The organism is Arthrobacter rhamnosi (genome assembly GCF_054510975.1).
Window position 1 is genome coordinate 229,522 of sequence record NZ_JBTNDN010000004.1, and the last position, 15,864, is coordinate 245,385.

15 protein-coding genes are annotated in these 15,864 nt (G+C 69.6%); 9 read left to right on the top strand and 6 right to left on the bottom strand.

The window, feature by feature from the left end; genetic code table 11:
- Positions 1–79 precede the first annotated feature (79 nt).
- Genes purE through manA form a run of 3 tightly spaced genes read left to right on the top strand, consistent with a single transcriptional unit; the run spans position 80 to position 3,570 of the window.
- A complete protein-coding gene (purE, locus tag ACX80J_RS11540) occupies positions 80–583 on the top strand; it encodes a 5-(carboxyamino)imidazole ribonucleotide mutase (protein ID WP_459345168.1) in 504 nt (167 codons plus the stop codon).
- Positions 583–2,154 (top strand): LCP family protein, encoded by a 1,572-nt coding sequence (locus tag ACX80J_RS11545; protein ID WP_459347922.1) that lies wholly within the window; start codon positions 583–585, stop codon positions 2,152–2,154. Before purE ends, ACX80J_RS11545 begins: the two co-directional genes overlap by 1 nt.
- Before the next feature lie 48 nt (positions 2,155–2,202).
- Positions 2,203–3,570: a mannose-6-phosphate isomerase, class I gene (gene manA, locus ACX80J_RS11550; RefSeq protein WP_459347861.1), complete on the top strand. Its 1,368-nt coding sequence runs from the start codon at positions 2,203–2,205 to the stop codon at positions 3,568–3,570.
- A 71-nt stretch (positions 3,571–3,641) separates the two neighbouring features.
- Here manA and ACX80J_RS11555 read toward each other — a convergent pair whose 3' ends face one another.
- Together ACX80J_RS11555 and glpX are read right to left on the bottom strand one after the other, a co-directional pair.
- Complete coding sequence (locus ACX80J_RS11555) at positions 3,642–4,685, bottom strand: lipid II:glycine glycyltransferase FemX (protein WP_459347862.1); 1,044 nt, start codon at positions 4,683–4,685, stop codon at positions 3,642–3,644.
- Between the two features lie 60 nt (positions 4,686–4,745).
- Positions 4,746–5,798, bottom strand: coding sequence for a class II fructose-bisphosphatase (gene glpX, locus ACX80J_RS11560; RefSeq protein WP_087074845.1), 1,053 nt, complete (start codon positions 5,796–5,798; stop codon positions 4,746–4,748).
- 153 nt (positions 5,799–5,951) lie between these two features.
- On the opposite strand from glpX, the gene ACX80J_RS11565 reads away from it, so the two are divergent.
- The 5 genes from ACX80J_RS11565 (at position 5,952) to ACX80J_RS11585 (ending at position 11,337) form a co-directional block, all read left to right on the top strand.
- Positions 5,952–6,698, top strand: a complete 747-nt coding sequence (locus tag ACX80J_RS11565; RefSeq protein WP_459347863.1) for a DUF4245 domain-containing protein — start codon at positions 5,952–5,954, stop codon at positions 6,696–6,698.
- Between the two features lie 29 nt (positions 6,699–6,727).
- On the top strand, positions 6,728–7,342 hold the full coding sequence (locus tag ACX80J_RS11570; RefSeq protein WP_459345131.1) for a carbonic anhydrase: 615 nt from the start codon (positions 6,728–6,730) through the stop codon (positions 7,340–7,342).
- A 22-nt stretch (positions 7,343–7,364) separates the two neighbouring features.
- On the top strand, positions 7,365–8,840 hold the full coding sequence (locus ACX80J_RS11575) for a class II fumarate hydratase (protein WP_459347864.1): 1,476 nt from the start codon (positions 7,365–7,367) through the stop codon (positions 8,838–8,840).
- A gap of 113 nt (positions 8,841–8,953) precedes the next feature.
- Positions 8,954–9,622: a TetR/AcrR family transcriptional regulator gene (locus ACX80J_RS11580; RefSeq protein ID WP_459347865.1), complete on the top strand. Its 669-nt coding sequence runs from the start codon at positions 8,954–8,956 to the stop codon at positions 9,620–9,622.
- Positions 9,619–11,337 (top strand): MDR family MFS transporter, encoded by a 1,719-nt coding sequence (locus ACX80J_RS11585; protein WP_459347866.1) that lies wholly within the window; start codon positions 9,619–9,621, stop codon positions 11,335–11,337. The genes ACX80J_RS11580 and ACX80J_RS11585 overlap by 4 nt, the downstream gene beginning before the upstream one ends.
- Before the next feature lie 108 nt (positions 11,338–11,445).
- Here ACX80J_RS11585 and ACX80J_RS11590 read toward each other — a convergent pair whose 3' ends face one another.
- Both ACX80J_RS11590 and ACX80J_RS11595 read right to left on the bottom strand, forming a co-directional pair.
- The gene (locus ACX80J_RS11590) at positions 11,446–11,916 is read right to left on the bottom strand and encodes an NUDIX hydrolase (protein WP_459345127.1); all 471 of its coding nucleotides are present in this window, start codon (positions 11,914–11,916) and stop codon (positions 11,446–11,448) included.
- Positions 11,917–11,921: 5 nt separating this feature from the next.
- Positions 11,922–12,428, bottom strand: coding sequence for a prepilin peptidase (locus tag ACX80J_RS11595; protein WP_459345126.1), 507 nt, complete (start codon positions 12,426–12,428; stop codon positions 11,922–11,924).
- 59 nt (positions 12,429–12,487) lie between these two features.
- On the opposite strand from ACX80J_RS11595, the gene ACX80J_RS11600 reads away from it, so the two are divergent.
- Positions 12,488–13,249, top strand: a complete 762-nt coding sequence (locus tag ACX80J_RS11600) for a hypothetical protein (RefSeq protein ID WP_459347867.1) — start codon at positions 12,488–12,490, stop codon at positions 13,247–13,249.
- 88 nt (positions 13,250–13,337) lie between these two features.
- On the opposite strand, the gene ACX80J_RS11605 is transcribed toward ACX80J_RS11600, so the two are convergent.
- Positions 13,338–14,657: a PhoH family protein gene (locus ACX80J_RS11605; RefSeq protein WP_459345166.1), complete on the bottom strand. Its 1,320-nt coding sequence runs from the start codon at positions 14,655–14,657 to the stop codon at positions 13,338–13,340.
- Between the two features lie 299 nt (positions 14,658–14,956).
- Complete coding sequence (locus tag ACX80J_RS11610) at positions 14,957–15,724, bottom strand: isoprenyl transferase (protein ID WP_459345124.1); 768 nt, start codon at positions 15,722–15,724, stop codon at positions 14,957–14,959.
- Positions 15,725–15,864 lie beyond the last annotated feature (140 nt).

Sequence of the window (15,864 nt, forward strand, 5' to 3'; positions counted from 1 at the left end):
CGGGGATCGCCCGGAATACGCAGGATTACCAAGGATCAACCGGAGGAATGCAGTGACGAACGCTCAGGTGGGCCTTGTGATGGGCTCGGATTCGGACTGGCCCGTCATGGAGGCCGCAGCGGCGGCGCTGGCCGAGTTCTCCATCCCCTATGAGGCCGACGTCGTCTCCGCGCACCGCATGCCCACCGCCATGATCGAGTACGGCCGGACCGCGCACGAGCGGGGCCTGCGTGTGATCATTGCCGGCGCCGGCGGAGCAGCGCACCTCCCCGGCATGCTCGCCTCCGTGACTCCGCTCCCCGTGATCGGCGTGCCAGTCCCCCTGCGCTACCTCGACGGCATGGACTCCCTGCTGTCGATCGTGCAGATGCCGGCAGGCGTTCCCGTCGCGACGGTGTCGATCGGCGGGGCCCGCAACGCCGGCCTCCTTGCCGTCCGGATGCTCGCGGCCGGCACGGACGAGCAGGCGCAGGTCCTGCGCAGGCAGCTCGTCGAGTTCGCGGGCGCGCTCCGGGAGACCGCGGAGAACAAGGGCGCGGCCCTTCGCGACCGCATCGCGGCCTCGACCGCCGAGAAGTCATGATGACCGGCACGCGCGTGCAGGGCACGGAGGGCGAGGGCACGACCGGCCTCACCAATCCCGTGAGGTACCCGGAGGCCGCATCACCCGCGGTCCGCACGAAGCGGGCCTTCGTCCTCCTGGCTCTGACCCTCGTCCTGCCGGGGTCCGCGCAGGTGGTCGCCGGCGACCGCCGGCTGGGCCGCCGGGCGCTGAGGACCACCTTCACCTGCTGGGCGCTCGTCCTCCTCGGACTGGTCCTCGCCCTGACCAACCGCAGCCTGGCCGTCGGCGTCGTCACCCACCGCTGGTGGTCCCTCCTGCTGATCGTCGCACTGCTGGGCATGGCCGCGGCCTGGGCCCTGCTGTTCATCAACACCCTGCGTCTGATCAGGATGCCCCTGCTCGACCGCGGCATACGTCCCCTCGTGGCCGGCACCCTGGTCCTGCTCATGGCGATCACCAGCGGATCCCTGGCCTACGGCGCCTACGTGCTCGGGGTCGGCCGGTCGACGGTGGGGTCGATCTTCCAGACCGGCCCGGCGTTCGACCCCGTGGACGGACGGTACAACTTCCTGCTCATGGGAGGGGACGCCGGCGAGGACCGCACGGGCCGGCGGCCCGACAGCATCTCGGTCATCAGCGTCGATGCCGAGACGGGCTCGACGGTGACCTTCAGCATCCCCCGCAACTTCCAGAACGCACAGTTCTCCGACGACTCCCCCCTCTGGGAGGCCTACCCCGACGGGTACAACTGCGGAGACCCCTGCATCATCAACAGCCTCTACACCGACGTGACCCAGAACTACGCCGATCTGTACCCGGGCGCTGCGGACCCGGGCGCCGAGGCGATGATGGACGCCGCGAGCGGCGTCCTCGGGATCGAGGTCCAGGCCTACCTCCTCGTCGACATGAACGGCTTCGAGAAGCTGGTGGACGCGATGGGCGGCATCAGGATCGATGCAGGCGGCTGGGTTCCGATCACGGCCGGTGAGATCCCCGGCACGGACCCCATCCGCCACTACCCGCCCGACGGGTGGATCAAGCCGGGGGTCCAGACGCTCGACGGCTACCATGCCCTCTGGTACGCGAGGTCGCGCGAGTTCGTGACGGACTACGACCGCATCTCGCGCCAGCAGTGCGTCCAGCAGGCCATGATCGCCCAGCTCGATCCCGCCACCGTGCTGACCCGGTTCCAGTCCATCGCGGCTGCCGGCACCCAGATCGTCGAGACGGACATCCCCCAGGACCAGCTGGCGAGCTTCGTGGACCTCGGGCTGAAGGCGAAGGGCCAGCAGACCCGTCGCCTGACCATTGGCCCCCCGGACTTCGGCACGCCTGCGGAGAACTTCGTGACCTACCCCGACTTCGACCGCATCCACAGCCGGGTGCAGCAGACCCTGGCGCAGGGCTCCGCAGAACCGGGCGCGGCGGGCCCGCTGCAGCTCGACCGTGCGGCGCTCGTGGAGGAACTGCCGGCACAGACCACGGACGACGGCATCACCGAGGAATACCTGCAGGAACTCGCCACCATCGGTGACGACGCCACCCTCGGCGAGCTCCTGGCGAACAACGGCGAGTGCTCCCCCGCCTGACCCCGCCCGGCCCGTACGCCCGACCACCCCCAGCCGAAGGATCCGACGATGTACCTCCTGGACAACACCCTTCGCCCCTACGCGTGGGGCTCGGAACGCGCGATCGCCGAGCTGCTCGGACGGGAGCCGTCCGGCGGGCCCGAGGCCGAGCTGTGGGTCGGCGCCCACCCCGACTCGCCCTCGCAGGCCGTTCAGCCGGACGGCGGCCGGCGCAGCCTCGCGGACCTGATCGCCGAGGACCCCGAGGGGCTCCTCGGCGAGGCGACGGCAGCGCGCTTCGACGGCCGCCTCCCCTTCCTGCTCAAGGTCCTCGCCGCAGGCTCGGCCCTGTCCCTCCAGGTGCATCCGAGCCTGGAACAGGCCGCTGCAGGCTACGACGCCGAGGAATCCGCCGGTGTTCCGCGGGACGCCCCGCACCGCAACTACCGGGACCGGAACCACAAGCCCGAGATGATCTACGCGCTCACCCCGTTCGAGGCGCTGTGCGGATTCAGGCCGCTGTCCGAGGCCCTGCGCACCTTCACGGCCCTCGCGTCCGCCGTCGAGCCCGGCTCATGGACCCATGAACTCCTCGACTCCGTCGCAGCCCAGCTTTCGTCCGGCGCGGACTCGGCGTTGCGGTCCGCCTTCACCCTGCTGCTCGAGGCGGCACCGGAGGCCGTTGACGCCGTGGTGGCAGCCGTCGCCGGCGCAACGGGTCCGGCCCAGGCCACCAGCGCCGGAGAGGCGGACGCCGTGGCGGCCGATCTCGCGACCGTCGCCGAGCTGTCCGCGCAGTACCCGGGCGACCCGGGGGTGCTCGTCGCGCTGCTGCTCAACCGCGTCTCGCTCCGGCCCGGGGAGGCCCTCTACCTGCCCGCCGGGAACATCCACGCCTACCTCCAGGGCCTGGGGATCGAGGTGATGGCGTCGTCGGACAACGTGCTGCGCGGCGGCCTGACGCCCAAGCATGTCGACACGGCCGAACTGCTCTCCACCGTGGTCTTCGAGCCCATCGCACCACCCGCGCTCGCGCCCGAGTACACGCTCCTCGACCAGGAGCTGTACCGCCCACCGTTCGAGGAGTTCCAGCTCCAGCGGATCGTGCTGGGCGACCCTGCGGCGGGACCGCAGGGCGAACCGGCGGACGGCGCGGACAACGGCCACGAGGACAGCCCGCTGCCGGCCGGCGAGAGCCTCACCCCGGCGCACGTCCCCGTGCTGCAGAACGGTCCCGTGCTGGTGCTGGCGGTCAGCGGGCCGATCCTGCTGGACACCCCCAACTCGACCCTTGAGGTCCCCCGCGGCGGCAGCGCCTTCGTCGCTGCTGGGGAGGCGCCGCTCGTCGTGCGTCCAGCCGCCGACGAGCACGGCGCGACGGACGGCCCCGTGCTGGCCTTCGCCGTCACGACCGGCGGCGGGACACCGACGCTCTAGGAGCGGCTCGCCCCGAGGACCAGGCACCGGCGCTCCAGGAACGGGTCGCCCCGAAGGCCAGGCGCCGGCGATCAGGAGCGGCCCGCCCGCACCTGCCGCACTACGCCGAGGACCCGCCCGGCCTGCCGGCGCGCAACCTGCATACTGCGCTTTGCGACCGGCAGCGCACGGCTGAACAGCGGGTAGAACGGCGAGAGCGGCAGGTCCCAGGTACCCGCGAGCTGGTCCTCGTGCTTCGCCCACCCCATCTTGAACTTGGAAACCCCGTCGTTGAGCAGTCCGTTGAAGTCGTAGCGCACCACGCCGCGCGCCTTCATCTCGGAGATCGCGAACCACTTGAGGGCGTAGTTCGCGCGCAGGCGCTCACCCTCGTCCGTCATGCCGCCATAGAGCTCGAAGGCCGTGGTGTCCGTCGCCGACAGCCACAAAAAGGCGACGACGTCGTGCCCGGAGAACGCCGCATACACCGGCGAGGCGTCACCGAGGTTGTCGAAGATGTCGAGGTAGTAGGAGTCCTCGTGGATGCCGAACCCGGCACGCTCCGCCGTCAGCCGGTAGACGTCGAGGCACGCGCCGATCTCGCTCCGGACGACCCGCCGGATCTCGAGGCCCTCCCGCCCGGACTTCCGGATGTACTGGCGGTGCTTCTTGGTCATGTCGGCCAGCAGCTCGTCCTCCGACCGGCTCAGGTCGAGGATGAGCGTGCGTCCGATGAGGATGGTGTTCGTGCTCGCCTTCCAGCCGGCGGCAGGCAGCGCGCGCACCGCATCGCTTGCGGCGTCCAAGTCCGGTTCGATGGACAGTGCGACCGAGCGGTGGGCAGCGCGGACATAGCCGGCGACGGCCTCGAGCACCTCGATCTCGCGCCCCGGGGCAGTCTGGGGGCCGCGCGGGATGTAGGCCAGGTTCCGCAGCGGAAGCGGCAGGGACCTGCAGACGATCTGCGCCGCACCGACGACCACGCCGTCCTCGGCGACGATCACGCGGTCGGCGCTCCAGCCGTGCGCCGCCTTCGTCTCGCCCCATCCCCACAGCTGCTGGGGGTGGCCTCCCAGCTGGTTGACGGTGGTGTCCCACAGGGCACGGTCGAAGCAGGGCGATACGGAGAGGGTCATCCGACCAGCCTATAGGGGCGCACCGCCCGTCCGTTCCCGGGCGGCGCGCCCGCCGTGCTCCTACTCCTTGATGCGGGCGTACGTCTCCCACTTGTGGGCCTGGTGCTCGCCGTCGACCACACGGATGGTGCCGGACTTGGAGCGCATGACCATCGACTGCGTCAGGACCTTGTCCTTGCTGTAGCGGACGCCGCGCAGCAGGTCGCCGTCGGTGATGCCGGTCGCCGCGAAGTAGCAGTTGTCGCTCGTCACGAGGTCGTTGGTCGAGAGCACGCGGTCGAGGTCGTGGCCGGCGTCGAGGGCCTTCTGCTTCTCCTCGTCGCTCGTGGGCCAGAGGCGACCCTGGATGACGCCGCCCAGGGACTTGATGGCGCACGCCGCGACGATGCCCTCTGGCGTGCCGCCGATGCCCATGAGGGCGTCGACGTCGGTGCCCTCGCGGGCCGCTGCGATGGCTCCGGCGACGTCGCCATCCATGATGAACTTGGTGCGCGCGCCGGCCGCACGGATCTCCTCCACGAGCGGCTTGTGCCGGTCGCGGTCGAGGATCATGACGTTGAGCTGGCTGACCTTCTTGTTGTTCGCCTTCGCGATGAGGTGCAGGTTCTGCTTCACGGGCAGGCGCAGGTCCACCATGTCGGCGGCCTCCGGCCCGGTCACGAGCTTCTCCATGTAGAACACCGCGGACGGGTCGAACATCGAGCCGCGCTCCGCGACCGCGAGGACGGCGAGCGCGTTGTTGATGCCCAGGGCGGTCAGGCGGGTCCCGTCGATCGGGTCGACGGCGACGTCGCACTCGGGTCCGCTGCCGTCTCCCACGCGCTCACCGTTGAACAGCATGGGCGCCTCGTCCTTCTCGCCCTCACCGATCACCACGACGCCGTTGAAGTGGACGGTCTGCAGGAGCGAGCGCATGGCGTCGACCGCGGCACCGTCGGCGAGGTTCTTGTCGCCGAAGCCGACCCAGTGGCCGCCCGCGATGGCCGCGGCCTCCGTGACGCGGACGAGCTCCAGCGCGAGGTTCCGGTCCGGTTCGTCGTCCCCGACGGCCAGAGCCGGTGACAGTGTCGAGTACTGGGCATTCTTAGCGTTCTGGGACACGTCTATCCTCATCGTCGAAGGTGTTCAGGCACTGCGCGGGCGTACCTGTCCGTGCTGTCATCATAGGCGGGCCGGGCGCCGTCGTCCCTGTGATACTGCATACGTGCCCGTCGATGAAGCCCCTTCCGGTTAGGTGGCGGGGCCCGCATCAGCGAAAATGGAGGGGTGAGCAATTCAGGCGAAGAGCGGCCGACCCCGGGAACCGAGGCAGGCTCCGGCGTGCAGCATGCCGGCGGACACGCCGTCGAACGGCCGGTCGGCAGCCCCCGTCCCGATCCAGCCCGGGACGACGACCTGTACGACGACGCGCCTCCCATCACGCTCACGCCGAGCCAGGCGAAGCGTGCCAGCTCGACCGCCCGCGGCATGCTGATCGCCACCGGGGCGACCATCGCCGTCGTCCTGCCCGTCTACTTCCTGAACCCCACCTACACCGCCGAGACGTACAAGCGCGACATCGACGTCGAGACCGTGGCGCGCCAGGCCGCGGGCGACGCCGGCTACCTTCCGGCCTCACCGGACCTTCCCGAGGGCTGGTCCTCCAACTACGCCCGCTGGGTCACCGGCCGCAGCGACAGCGTGGATTTCTGGGAGGCGGGATTCCTCACCTCGGACAGCGGTTTCATCCAGCTCACCCAGACCGACGACGCCAACCCCACCTGGGTCGCCCAGCGGATCGGCGACGCGCAGGTGTCCGGCACACGGACCATCGGCGGCCTCGAGTGGGAACTCCTGGACGCGCCGAACGGTGACACGGTGCTGACGTCCGACATCGACGGCGCGACCGTCATCCTGAACGGGGAGGCCTCCCTCACCGAGTTCGACACCATGGGCGCAGCCGTCATCGAGGACGTGCGGCAGAATGCCGCCGAGGAGGCCGAGCGCCTGTCATCTTCCGACACGGACGGGTGAGAACGGCCGGGCCCAGTACAGTGGTCGGCGTGACACAGCAACTGACTCCAGCCGCGGCATGGCGCCGACTCCAGGAGGGCAACGCCCGGTTCGTCGCCTCCGACGTCTCGCATCCCAACCAGGATGCCTCCCGCCGGACCGCGCTCGTGAACAACCAGAACCCGTTCGCCGTCATCTTCGGCTGCTCGGATTCGCGCCTGGCGGCGGAGATCATCTTCGATCTCGGCCTCGGCGACGTCTTCGTGGTGCGGACGGCCGGCCAGGTGATCGACGACGCCGTCCTCGGCTCGCTCGAGTACAGCGTCAGCGTCCTGGGCGTGCCGCTGATCGTGATCCTCGGACACGACAGCTGCGGAGCCGTCACCGCGACCGTCAACGCCGTCGAGACCGGGGAGATGCCCGTCGGGTTCATCCGTGACCTCGTGGAGCGCATCACGCCGTCGGTCCTCACGGCGCGCAGGGCCGGCATCACCGACATCAACACGACCGTCATCGAGCACACGAAGCAGACCGCGGGGCGGCTCGTCGACAGCTCGCGGGTGATCGCGGAGGCCGTGGAGAACGGGTCCGTCGCCGTCATCGGCGTCTCCTACCGCCTGGACGAGGGCAAGGCCGTGCTCGTGTCAGGATTTGGCGCACTGTAGCGCCAGCGGTGAGAATTGCCGCATGACTCCAACGCCTGCAGCCAGCCCTGAACCCAGCTCCACGACCGGCGCGACGCCCGGCACGGAGGATGCGGAGTACCGCATCGAACACGACACCATGGGCGAGGTGCGCGTCCCGGTCAACGCCCTGTACCGGGCCCAGACGCAGCGCGCCGTCGAGAACTTCCCGATCTCCGGAACCACCCTCGAGCGCGCGCACATCGAGGCGCTCGCCCGCATCAAGAAGGCCGCCGCGACGGCCAACGCCGAACTCGGCGTGCTCGACGAAGAGCGTGCGCGGGCCATCGAGGCGGCAGCCGAGGAGGTCGCCTCGGGCCGGTACGACGGCGACTTCCCCGTGGACATCTACCAGACCGGTTCGGGGACGTCCTCGAACATGAACGCCAACGAGGTCATCGCGACCCTCGCCAGCCGGGCGCTCGAAGCCGCCGGCAGCTCGGCCTCGGTCCACCCCAACGACCACGTGAACGCGTCGCAGTCCTCCAACGACGTCTTCCCGACGTCCGTCCACGTGGCGGCGACGTCCGCACTCGTCAAGGACCTCATCCCGGCCCTGGCACACCTCGCGGAGGCGCTGGAGCGCAAGGCCGAGGAATTCAGCACCGTGGTGAAGTCCGGCCGCACGCACCTCATGGACGCCACACCCGTCACCCTCGGCCAGGAGTTCGGCGGCTACGCGGCGCAGGTCCGCTACGGCATCGAGCGCATCGAGGCGTCGCTGCCCCGCGTCGCGGAGGTCCCCCTGGGCGGCACGGCCGTCGGCACCGGCATCAACACCCCGGCCGGCTTCTCGGCACGCGTCATCGAACTCCTCGCCGAGGACACCGGGCTCCCCCTCACCGAGGCACGCGACCACTTCGAGGCCCAGGCCAACCGCGACGCCCTCGTCGAGGTCTCGGGCATGCTGCGCACCATCGCCGTCTCCCTCACCAAGATCCACAACGACCTCCGTTGGCTCGGGTCCGGCCCCAACACCGGTCTGGGCGAGATCGCACTCCCCGACCTGCAGCCCGGCTCGTCGATCATGCCCGGCAAGGTCAACCCGGTCATCGCCGAAGCCGTCCTCATGGTCTGCGCCCAGGTGGTCGGCAATGACGCCACAGTGGCCTGGTCGGGGACGAACGGTGCCTTCGAGCTGAACGTCGGCATCCCCGTGATCGCCCGCAACGTGCTCGAGTCCATCCGCCTGCTCAGCAACTCGACGCGGGTCTCGGCCGACCGCATGATCGACGGGATCACCGCCAACGTCGAGCGTGCGCGCTTCCTGGCGGAGGCCTCCCCCTCGATCGTGACGCCGCTGAACAAGTACATCGGCTACGAGAACGCGGCCAAGATCGCGAAGAAGGCCGTGGCCGAGGGCCTCACCGTCCGCGAAGCCGTCGTCGCGCTCGGCTTCGTGGAGCGCGGTGAACTCACCGAGGAGCAGCTGGACTCCGCCCTCGACGTCCTGTCGATGACGCGTCCGCCGCAGGCCTGACCGCAGCCGGCACCCGTCCGGGGAGGGCGCACCATCCGGTGCGCCCTCCTTTTCTCTGCCTGCCGAAGCTAAATTTGCACCATAGGTCCCCTAGTGCAAATATGTACTCTGTGATGATAAGTGCAACAAATAGCGAGCCCGGGCTGCGGGAGCGCAAGCGCCGACAGACGAGGGCCTCCCTCGTCTCCGCTGCCCGGCGGCTGACGCTCGACCACGGTCTCAGCGGATTCACGGTCGAGCGGCTGTGCGACGAAGTAGGCATCTCCCGCCGGACGTTCTTCAACTACTTCCCCTCGAAGGAGGACGCCGTGCTCGGCTCCTCCGACGAGGGACTCCCGGAGGAGCTGCTCTCCGACTTCGTCGCATCGGGCCGGGGGAATCCGCCCCGCCCCCTCCTCGACGCGCTCACCACCCTGTTCGTCGCGTTCGGCAGCAGGATCGGGATCTCGCGTGAGGAGTACGAGACGATGTCCGCCGTCCTCCACCGGGAGCCGCAGCTCCTGGCCCGGATGTTCGCGAAGGCCGAGTCGAAATCCCAGGTCCTGATCGAACTGATCACCACGCGGGAAGGCCTGCCCGCGGGCCACCCCACCGCGCGCGTCGCCGTCCTCGTCTTCGGAGAGCTCTTCCGCCGGTCACTGGACGAGTTCTTCGCCGAGGGCAACGACCTGAGCTACGCGGAGGTCTTCCGCCGCAACATGGACGCCCTGCACTCCCTTTTCACCTCCTCCAGCCCCCAGGTCCTCCCCGACCGACCCTCCCAGAACCAGGAACCAGCATGAGCACCACGACGGCGCCGGACGGCCCGCTCCTCCTGACCCAGAGGCGCATCTGGATCATCTTCTCGGCGCTCATCGCCGGGATGCTGCTCTCCAGCCTCGACCAGACGATCGTCTCCACGGCGATGCCCACCATCGTGGGCCAGCTCGGCGGCGTCGAGCACCAGACCTGGATCACGACGGCGTACCTCCTCGCCACCACGATCGTCATGCCGATCTACGGCAAGTTCGGCGACGTCCTCGGACGCCGGAACCTGTTCCTCTTCGCGATCGCGCTCTTCACTGTCGCCTCCATCGGGTGCGCCTTCGCCACCGACTTCTGGGCCTTCGTGGTCTTCCGCGCCATCCAGGGCCTGGGCGGCGGCGGCCTGATGATCCTGTCCCAGGCGATCATCGCCGACATCGTGCCTGCCAACGAGCGCGGCAAGTACATGGGCCCCCTCGGCGGCATCTTCGGCCTCAGCGCCGTCGCCGGTCCCCTTCTCGGCGGCTACTTCGTGGACCACCTGACCTGGAACTGGGCCTTCTACATCAACATCCCCGTCGGCATCGCGGCCTTCACGATCGCCTGGTTCACGCTGCGCCTCCCCTCCAAGAAGGCCACCCGGCGCATCGACATCCCCGGCGTCGTGCTGCTGTCCATCGCCACGACCTGCCTGATCTTCTTCACGGACTTCGGTGGCGACGCGGCCGAGGGCTGGACCTCCCCGCTCACCTGGACCTTCGGCGCGGGCATGGTCCTTGCCGGCATCGCCTTCGTGCTGGTGGAGCGCCGCGCGGAGGACCCCATCATTCCGCTCGGACTCTTCCGCAACCGGACCTTCGTCACCAGCACCGGTATCGGCCTGACGCTGGGCCTCGGCATGTTCGCCGCGTTGGCCTTCATGCCCACCTTCCTGCAGATGGCGTCGGGCACCTCGGCCGCGGTGTCCGGCCTGCTCCTCGTCCCGATGATCGTGGGCCTCATGGGCACCTCGATCTTCTCCGGTATCGCCATCTCGCGCTCCGGCCGGTACCGCAAGTACCCGATCATCGGCGTCTCGCTGACGCTCGTGACGCTGCTCTGGATGTCCACCCTGGCCGCGACCACGCCCATCTGGGTCATCTGCACCATGCTCTTCTTCTTCGGCGCGGGTCTCGGCCTCATCATGCAGGTCATCGTGCTCGTGGTGCAGAACTCGGTGGCCCCCACCATGGTCGGCGTCGCGACCAGCACCAACAACTACTTCCGCGAGGTGGGCGCGTCCCTCGGCGTCGCCGTCTTCGGCGCCATCTTCACGAGCCGCCTCTCGGAGCGGCTGAACGCGACGTTCGCCTCCTTCGGTGCCAGCCCGGAAGCAGCAGGGCAGGCGACGTCCAGGCTCGATCCCGCCGCCCTGAACGCCCTGCCGGACCAGGTGCGCGACGCCGTCGTGAGCGACTACGCCGAGTCGCTCGCTCCGGTCTTCCTGTACCTGGTGCCGTTCCTCGTCCTCGCCCTGATCCTCGCGCTCCTGCTGCGGGAGATCCCGCTGTCCGACACTGCGGGGATGGTCGCGCGCGGCGAGGCGATCGGCGGCGAGGAAGCGGTCCGGCTGGAGCGCGAGCGCGAGCGCGCCGCGGCGTCGGCCGGAGGACAGGGCGACCAGTCTGATGCCCCGTCCCTGCAGGGAGGACCGGCGGGCTCCCGGACCACGTCCGGAAGCGGGACCGGGACTCCGGGGCAGTCCGACGCCTGAGCCGCAGCGCGCGGTTCCCTGAATTGCAGCGGAGGAGCTCCGGCCCGGCAGTCCTCCGACTGCCGGGCCGGCCGTGTTCCGAGGGCGTTCAGGAAGAGGGCGCGGTGGTCAGCTGACGAAGCGGGTGACGCCGTCGAACCCGCCCGCGCCCTGCACCAGCCGGAGGTGCCGCGCGTTGAGCTCCGGGAGGTCGTCCAGCGGGAACCAGCGAACGTCGAGGGATTCGTCGTCATTCACGCGAGCAGTCCCGCTGATCCAGCGGCACCGGAAGTCGAGGGTGAGGAAGGTGCACACGTCACCGTTGGGATAGGTGATCGGGCCCACGACCGACGTGTCGAGCAGGTACTCGACCTCGACGACGACGCCGGTCTCCTCCAGGACCTCCCGCTGCAACGCCACGGCAGGTTCCTCACCGGGATCGACCATCCCGGTGATGATGGTCCATCGGCCGTTGTCCGAGCGCTGCCCGAGGAGCACGTGCCCCTCGTCGTTGAAGACGACGCCCCCGACCCCGGGGAGCCAGAGCGGGTCGTGGCCGATCTTGCGGCGCAGGGCGACGACGAACTCCGGGGTAGGCATGGTTTTCACCCTAGTACAGCAAGGGCCAGCGCGGTTCCGGCGATGAGGAAGGGCCCGAACGCCACCGGGGAGCGGAGTGTGGCCCGGCGTGCGGTGACGAGCGCCAGACTCCAGAGACCGCCCAGCACGACGGCGAGGAAAGGCCCCCACCACACCTCCGGCCAGCCGGCGAAGCCGAGATAGAGGCCCAGCAGCCCGGCGAGCTTGACGTCGCCGAAGCCCAGCCCACGCCGATGCAGCAGGTGCAGTGCCCCGAAGCCCGCCCCCAGGGATGCACCCCCGGCGAGCATCCCTCCGATGCGGTACCACTCCCCTGCGGCACCGGCCGCGGCGCCGAGCAGGAGGACGGCGGCGGGGTAGGACGGAAGGGTGATGCTGTCGGGCAGCCGGTGCGTCCGCCAGTCGACCAGGCCCAGCCGCACCCCGACCACGACGAAGGCGGCGAGCGCGACGGCGAGGAGGACGAAGGCGACGGGCTCTTCGCCCCGGTACCCGGCGAGGACGGGGATCACGCGGCCTACGGTACGCCACGGCCCTGATGCCGCGACAGGGGTCCGGTTACACTGTGGAAATGGCGGCCCAGAGCAGTTCCGGTACCAGTTCCGAGGAGACCTTCCGCTCGCTCTGCCGCTCCTCCCCCTGGTGCTGGGAGACCCTGCGGTTCACCATCACCTGGCGTGCGCCGTCGGACTCCGGCATCGATACGCCGCCACCCCTCAAGGCGTGGCTGCGCAGGCCCGCGGCGTTGCGCGTGGAGGCGGCCGACGGCTCGCTGCTCCACTCGACGACGGGCACCGAGACCTCCCGCGACGCACTGTACGTGAGCGCGACGCGGAAGTCGTGGCTCCTTCCTCCGCGGCTCGTGACCCCCGTGTACGACCACGCCGGCCTCGTACGGCGGCGGCCCGAAGCGGCCTACGGCGAGGCGGCCTTCGGCGACCCGCGCTGGTCCTCGATGCTCGACCCTGTGGAACTCGCCGGCAATGCGCCGGTTTCCATGGTGTTCCCCGGCGCGAACCGCGTCGACGTGGAGGACCTCGCCGAGGAGACGTTCGCCGGCAGGCCCGTCCTCGCCGCCACCGTCCGGCCCAATGCGTCCTTTGTACCCACGGCGCCGGGCCGGCCGCTCGTGGGCGAGGGCCGGACCCGTGTGGTCATCGATGCCGGCACGGCGGTGTGCGTGTCGACGACGGCCCTCGACGGCCCGTCGCGGGGCGCCGGGCACGACCTCTTCGTTCTCGGCGTGGACGAGTACCTCACCGATGACTACTTCCGGGCTGCTCCTCCCGAGCTGAGCGACGTCAGCAGGCACGTGCCCTGGGTCGTCGGCTGACCCTTCCCGCGCTTCCCTGCACCAGCCAAGGCGGCTGGCACAACCGAGACAGCCGGAGGCCCCGCCGGAGCGGGGCCTCCGACGCCTCCTAGATCTCCGTCCCCTCCAGCAACTCGGTGACGAGGGCCGCTATGGGCGAGCGCTCCGAGCGGGTCAGTGTGACGTGGCCGAAGAGGGGATGCCCCTTGAGGATCTCGACCACGGCCGCGATCCCGTCGTGGCGCCCCACGCGCAGGTTGTCCCGCTGGGCGACGTCGTGCGTGAGGACGATCTTGGAGTTCTGCCCGATGCGGCTCATGACCGTGAGGAGCACGTTCTTCTCGAGGGACTGCGCTTCGTCGACGATCACGAAGGAGTCGTGCAGGCTGCGCCCGCGGATGTGGGTGAGCGGCAGCACCTCCAGCATGCCGCGGTCCATGACCTCCTCCATGACCTCCTGCGAGACGAGGGCTCCGAGCGTGTCGAAGACCGCCTGGGCCCACGGGTTCATCTTCTCGTTCTCGCTGCCGGGCAGGTAGCCGAGTTCCTGGCCGCCCACGGCGTAGAGGGGGCGGAAGACGACGACCTTGCGGTGCTCGCGCCGCTCGAGGACGGCCTCGAGGCCGGCGCACAGTGCCAGGGCCGACTTGCCGGTTCCCGCGCGTCCGCCGAGGGACACGATTCCCACGTCGGGGTCCATGAGCAGGTCGATCGCCAGCCGCTGCTCCGCCGAGCGTCCGTGCAGTCCGAAGACGTCGCGGTCGCCGCGCACCAGCCGGATCTGCTTGTCCGCGCCGACGCGGCCCAGAGCCGACCCCCGCGGGGAGAGCATGATGACGCCCGTGTTGACGGGCTGCTCCGCCCCGGCCGGGGAGAAGACCGCCTGGTGGTCGTACAGCGCGTTGACCTCCTCGGCCGTGGCATCGAGCTCCGCCACGCCCGTCCAGCCCGAGTCCTTGACGAACTCGTTGCGGTACTCGTCGGCCTGCAGGCCCATCGCCGAGGCCTTCACTCGCATCGGCAGGTCCTTCGAGACGACCGTGACATCGCGCCCCTCGACGGCGAGGTTCTTGGCGACCGCGAGGATCCGGGAGTCGTTGTCACCGCTCCGGAACCCCACGGGGAGCACCTCGGGCGACACGTGGTTCAGCTCGACGCGCAGCGTCCCGCCCTCCTCACCGAGGGGAACGGCCCTGTCGAGTCCACCGTTCTCGACCCTGAGGTCGTCCAGCAGCCGGAGTGCCTTCCGTGCGAAGTAGCCGAGTTCCGGGTCGTGGCGCTTGCCCTCGAGTTCGGAGATGACGACGACGGGAAGGACCACTTCGTGTTCCGCGAACCGCAGGATGGCGCGGGGATCGGACAACAGCACCGAGGTGTCGATGACGTAGCTGCGGCGGGCCGCCGCTGCGTCGTGGTCCTCAGCCGACACGGCACCAGCTGCGTCGGGGGTACCGGTGGTGGCGTCCTGCCGGGAGGTGTTGGGTATAGCCACGTGGACTCCGCTCCGGGGTGAGCACACCCCGAATTCGTAGGGTTGGGGTGGATCGCTCCGGCCTGGAGGCCGGGCGCGGCCTCCCCGACTCGTACGAGATGCCTGTCAGCACCGTCGGCGTCATCAGCGGCCTTCCATCGACGGATTCGGACTCCCGTCGATGGACTGACCCTACGCCGTCGTGGAGCCCGACGCAGTCCTTTTTCGCATGGTTATTGTTACGAACTGGTGAACACTCAGGAGCCGAACCGCCGCTGCCTGCGGCCGAAGTCGCGGAGGGCCCGCAGGAAGTCGACGCGCCTGAAATCCGGCCATAGGGCCTCGCAGAAATAGAACTCGCTGTACGCGCTCTGCCACATGAGGAAACCGGACAGCCGCTGCTCGCCGGAGGTCCGGATGACCAGGTCCGGGTCCTGCTGGCCGCGGGTGTAGAGGAAGGACGAGATGTGCTGGTCCGTCAGTTCCTCGGCCAGGGTCTCGAGCGACATGCCCTTCTCCGCGGCGTCGCGCATCAGTTCCTTAACGGCGTCGACGATCTCCCGCCGCCCTCCGTAGCCCACCGCCACATTGACGTGGAGCCCGTCGATCTTCTCCGTGGACGCCGCGAGGCTGGTGAGCTTCTCGCTCAGGTCCCGCGGCAGCAGGTCGAGGGCGCCCACGGGCTGGACTCGTACCCGGTTGCTCTCGCCCAGCCTGTCCAGGGTGTTGGCGATGATGTCGAGGAGCTGGTCGATCTCCTCCTGGGGCCGGCCCATGTTGTCGGTGGACAGCATGTAGAGCGTCACGACGTCGACGCCGAGTTCCTCGCACCAGCCGAGGAATTCGTGGATCTTGTCGGCGCCCGCCTGGTGCCCGTGACTCGTGGGCGCGCCCGCGAGCTTCGCCCAGCGACGGTTGCCGTCCACCATGACGCCGATGTGGTGCGGGATGCGCTCGGGCGCGAGATTGCGCTGCAACCTGCGCTCGTAGAAGCTGTAGCCGACTTCGGGGAACTTCCACGTCACGCCCGGCTGCCCTCCCCTGGTCCAGCTCCGGCCCGGCCGGAGGAATTCTCGATGCGGAACGCCTGCGCCCCGGATGCCTTTTCCTACCGTACCGGCAGTTGCCTGACAACAGGCTGTATTGACGGCATCGGCCATAATTA

What these genes read in the sequence shown, in the direction of transcription:
- purE (WP_459345168.1), top strand. Translation starts at nt 80, where the DNA reads ATGGGCTCGGATTCGGACTGGCCCGTCATGGAGGCCGCAGCGGCGGCG.
- ACX80J_RS11545 (WP_459347922.1), top strand. Translation starts at nt 583, where the DNA reads ATGACCGGCACGCGCGTGCAGGGCACGGAGGGCGAGGGCACGACCGGC.
- manA (WP_459347861.1), top strand. Translation starts at nt 2,203, where the DNA reads ATGTACCTCCTGGACAACACCCTTCGCCCCTACGCGTGGGGCTCGGAA.
- ACX80J_RS11555 (WP_459347862.1), bottom strand. Translation starts at nt 4,685, where the DNA reads ATGACCCTCTCCGTATCGCCCTGCTTCGACCGTGCCCTGTGGGACACC.
- glpX (WP_087074845.1), bottom strand. Translation starts at nt 5,798, where the DNA reads ATGAGGATAGACGTGTCCCAGAACGCTAAGAATGCCCAGTACTCGACA.
- ACX80J_RS11575 (WP_459347864.1), top strand. Translation starts at nt 7,365, where the DNA reads ATGACTCCAACGCCTGCAGCCAGCCCTGAACCCAGCTCCACGACCGGC.
- ACX80J_RS11580 (WP_459347865.1), top strand. Translation starts at nt 8,954, where the DNA reads ATGATAAGTGCAACAAATAGCGAGCCCGGGCTGCGGGAGCGCAAGCGC.
- ACX80J_RS11585 (WP_459347866.1), top strand. Translation starts at nt 9,619, where the DNA reads ATGAGCACCACGACGGCGCCGGACGGCCCGCTCCTCCTGACCCAGAGG.
- ACX80J_RS11590 (WP_459345127.1), bottom strand. Translation starts at nt 11,916, where the DNA reads ATGCCTACCCCGGAGTTCGTCGTCGCCCTGCGCCGCAAGATCGGCCAC.
- ACX80J_RS11600 (WP_459347867.1), top strand. Translation starts at nt 12,488, where the DNA reads ATGGCGGCCCAGAGCAGTTCCGGTACCAGTTCCGAGGAGACCTTCCGC.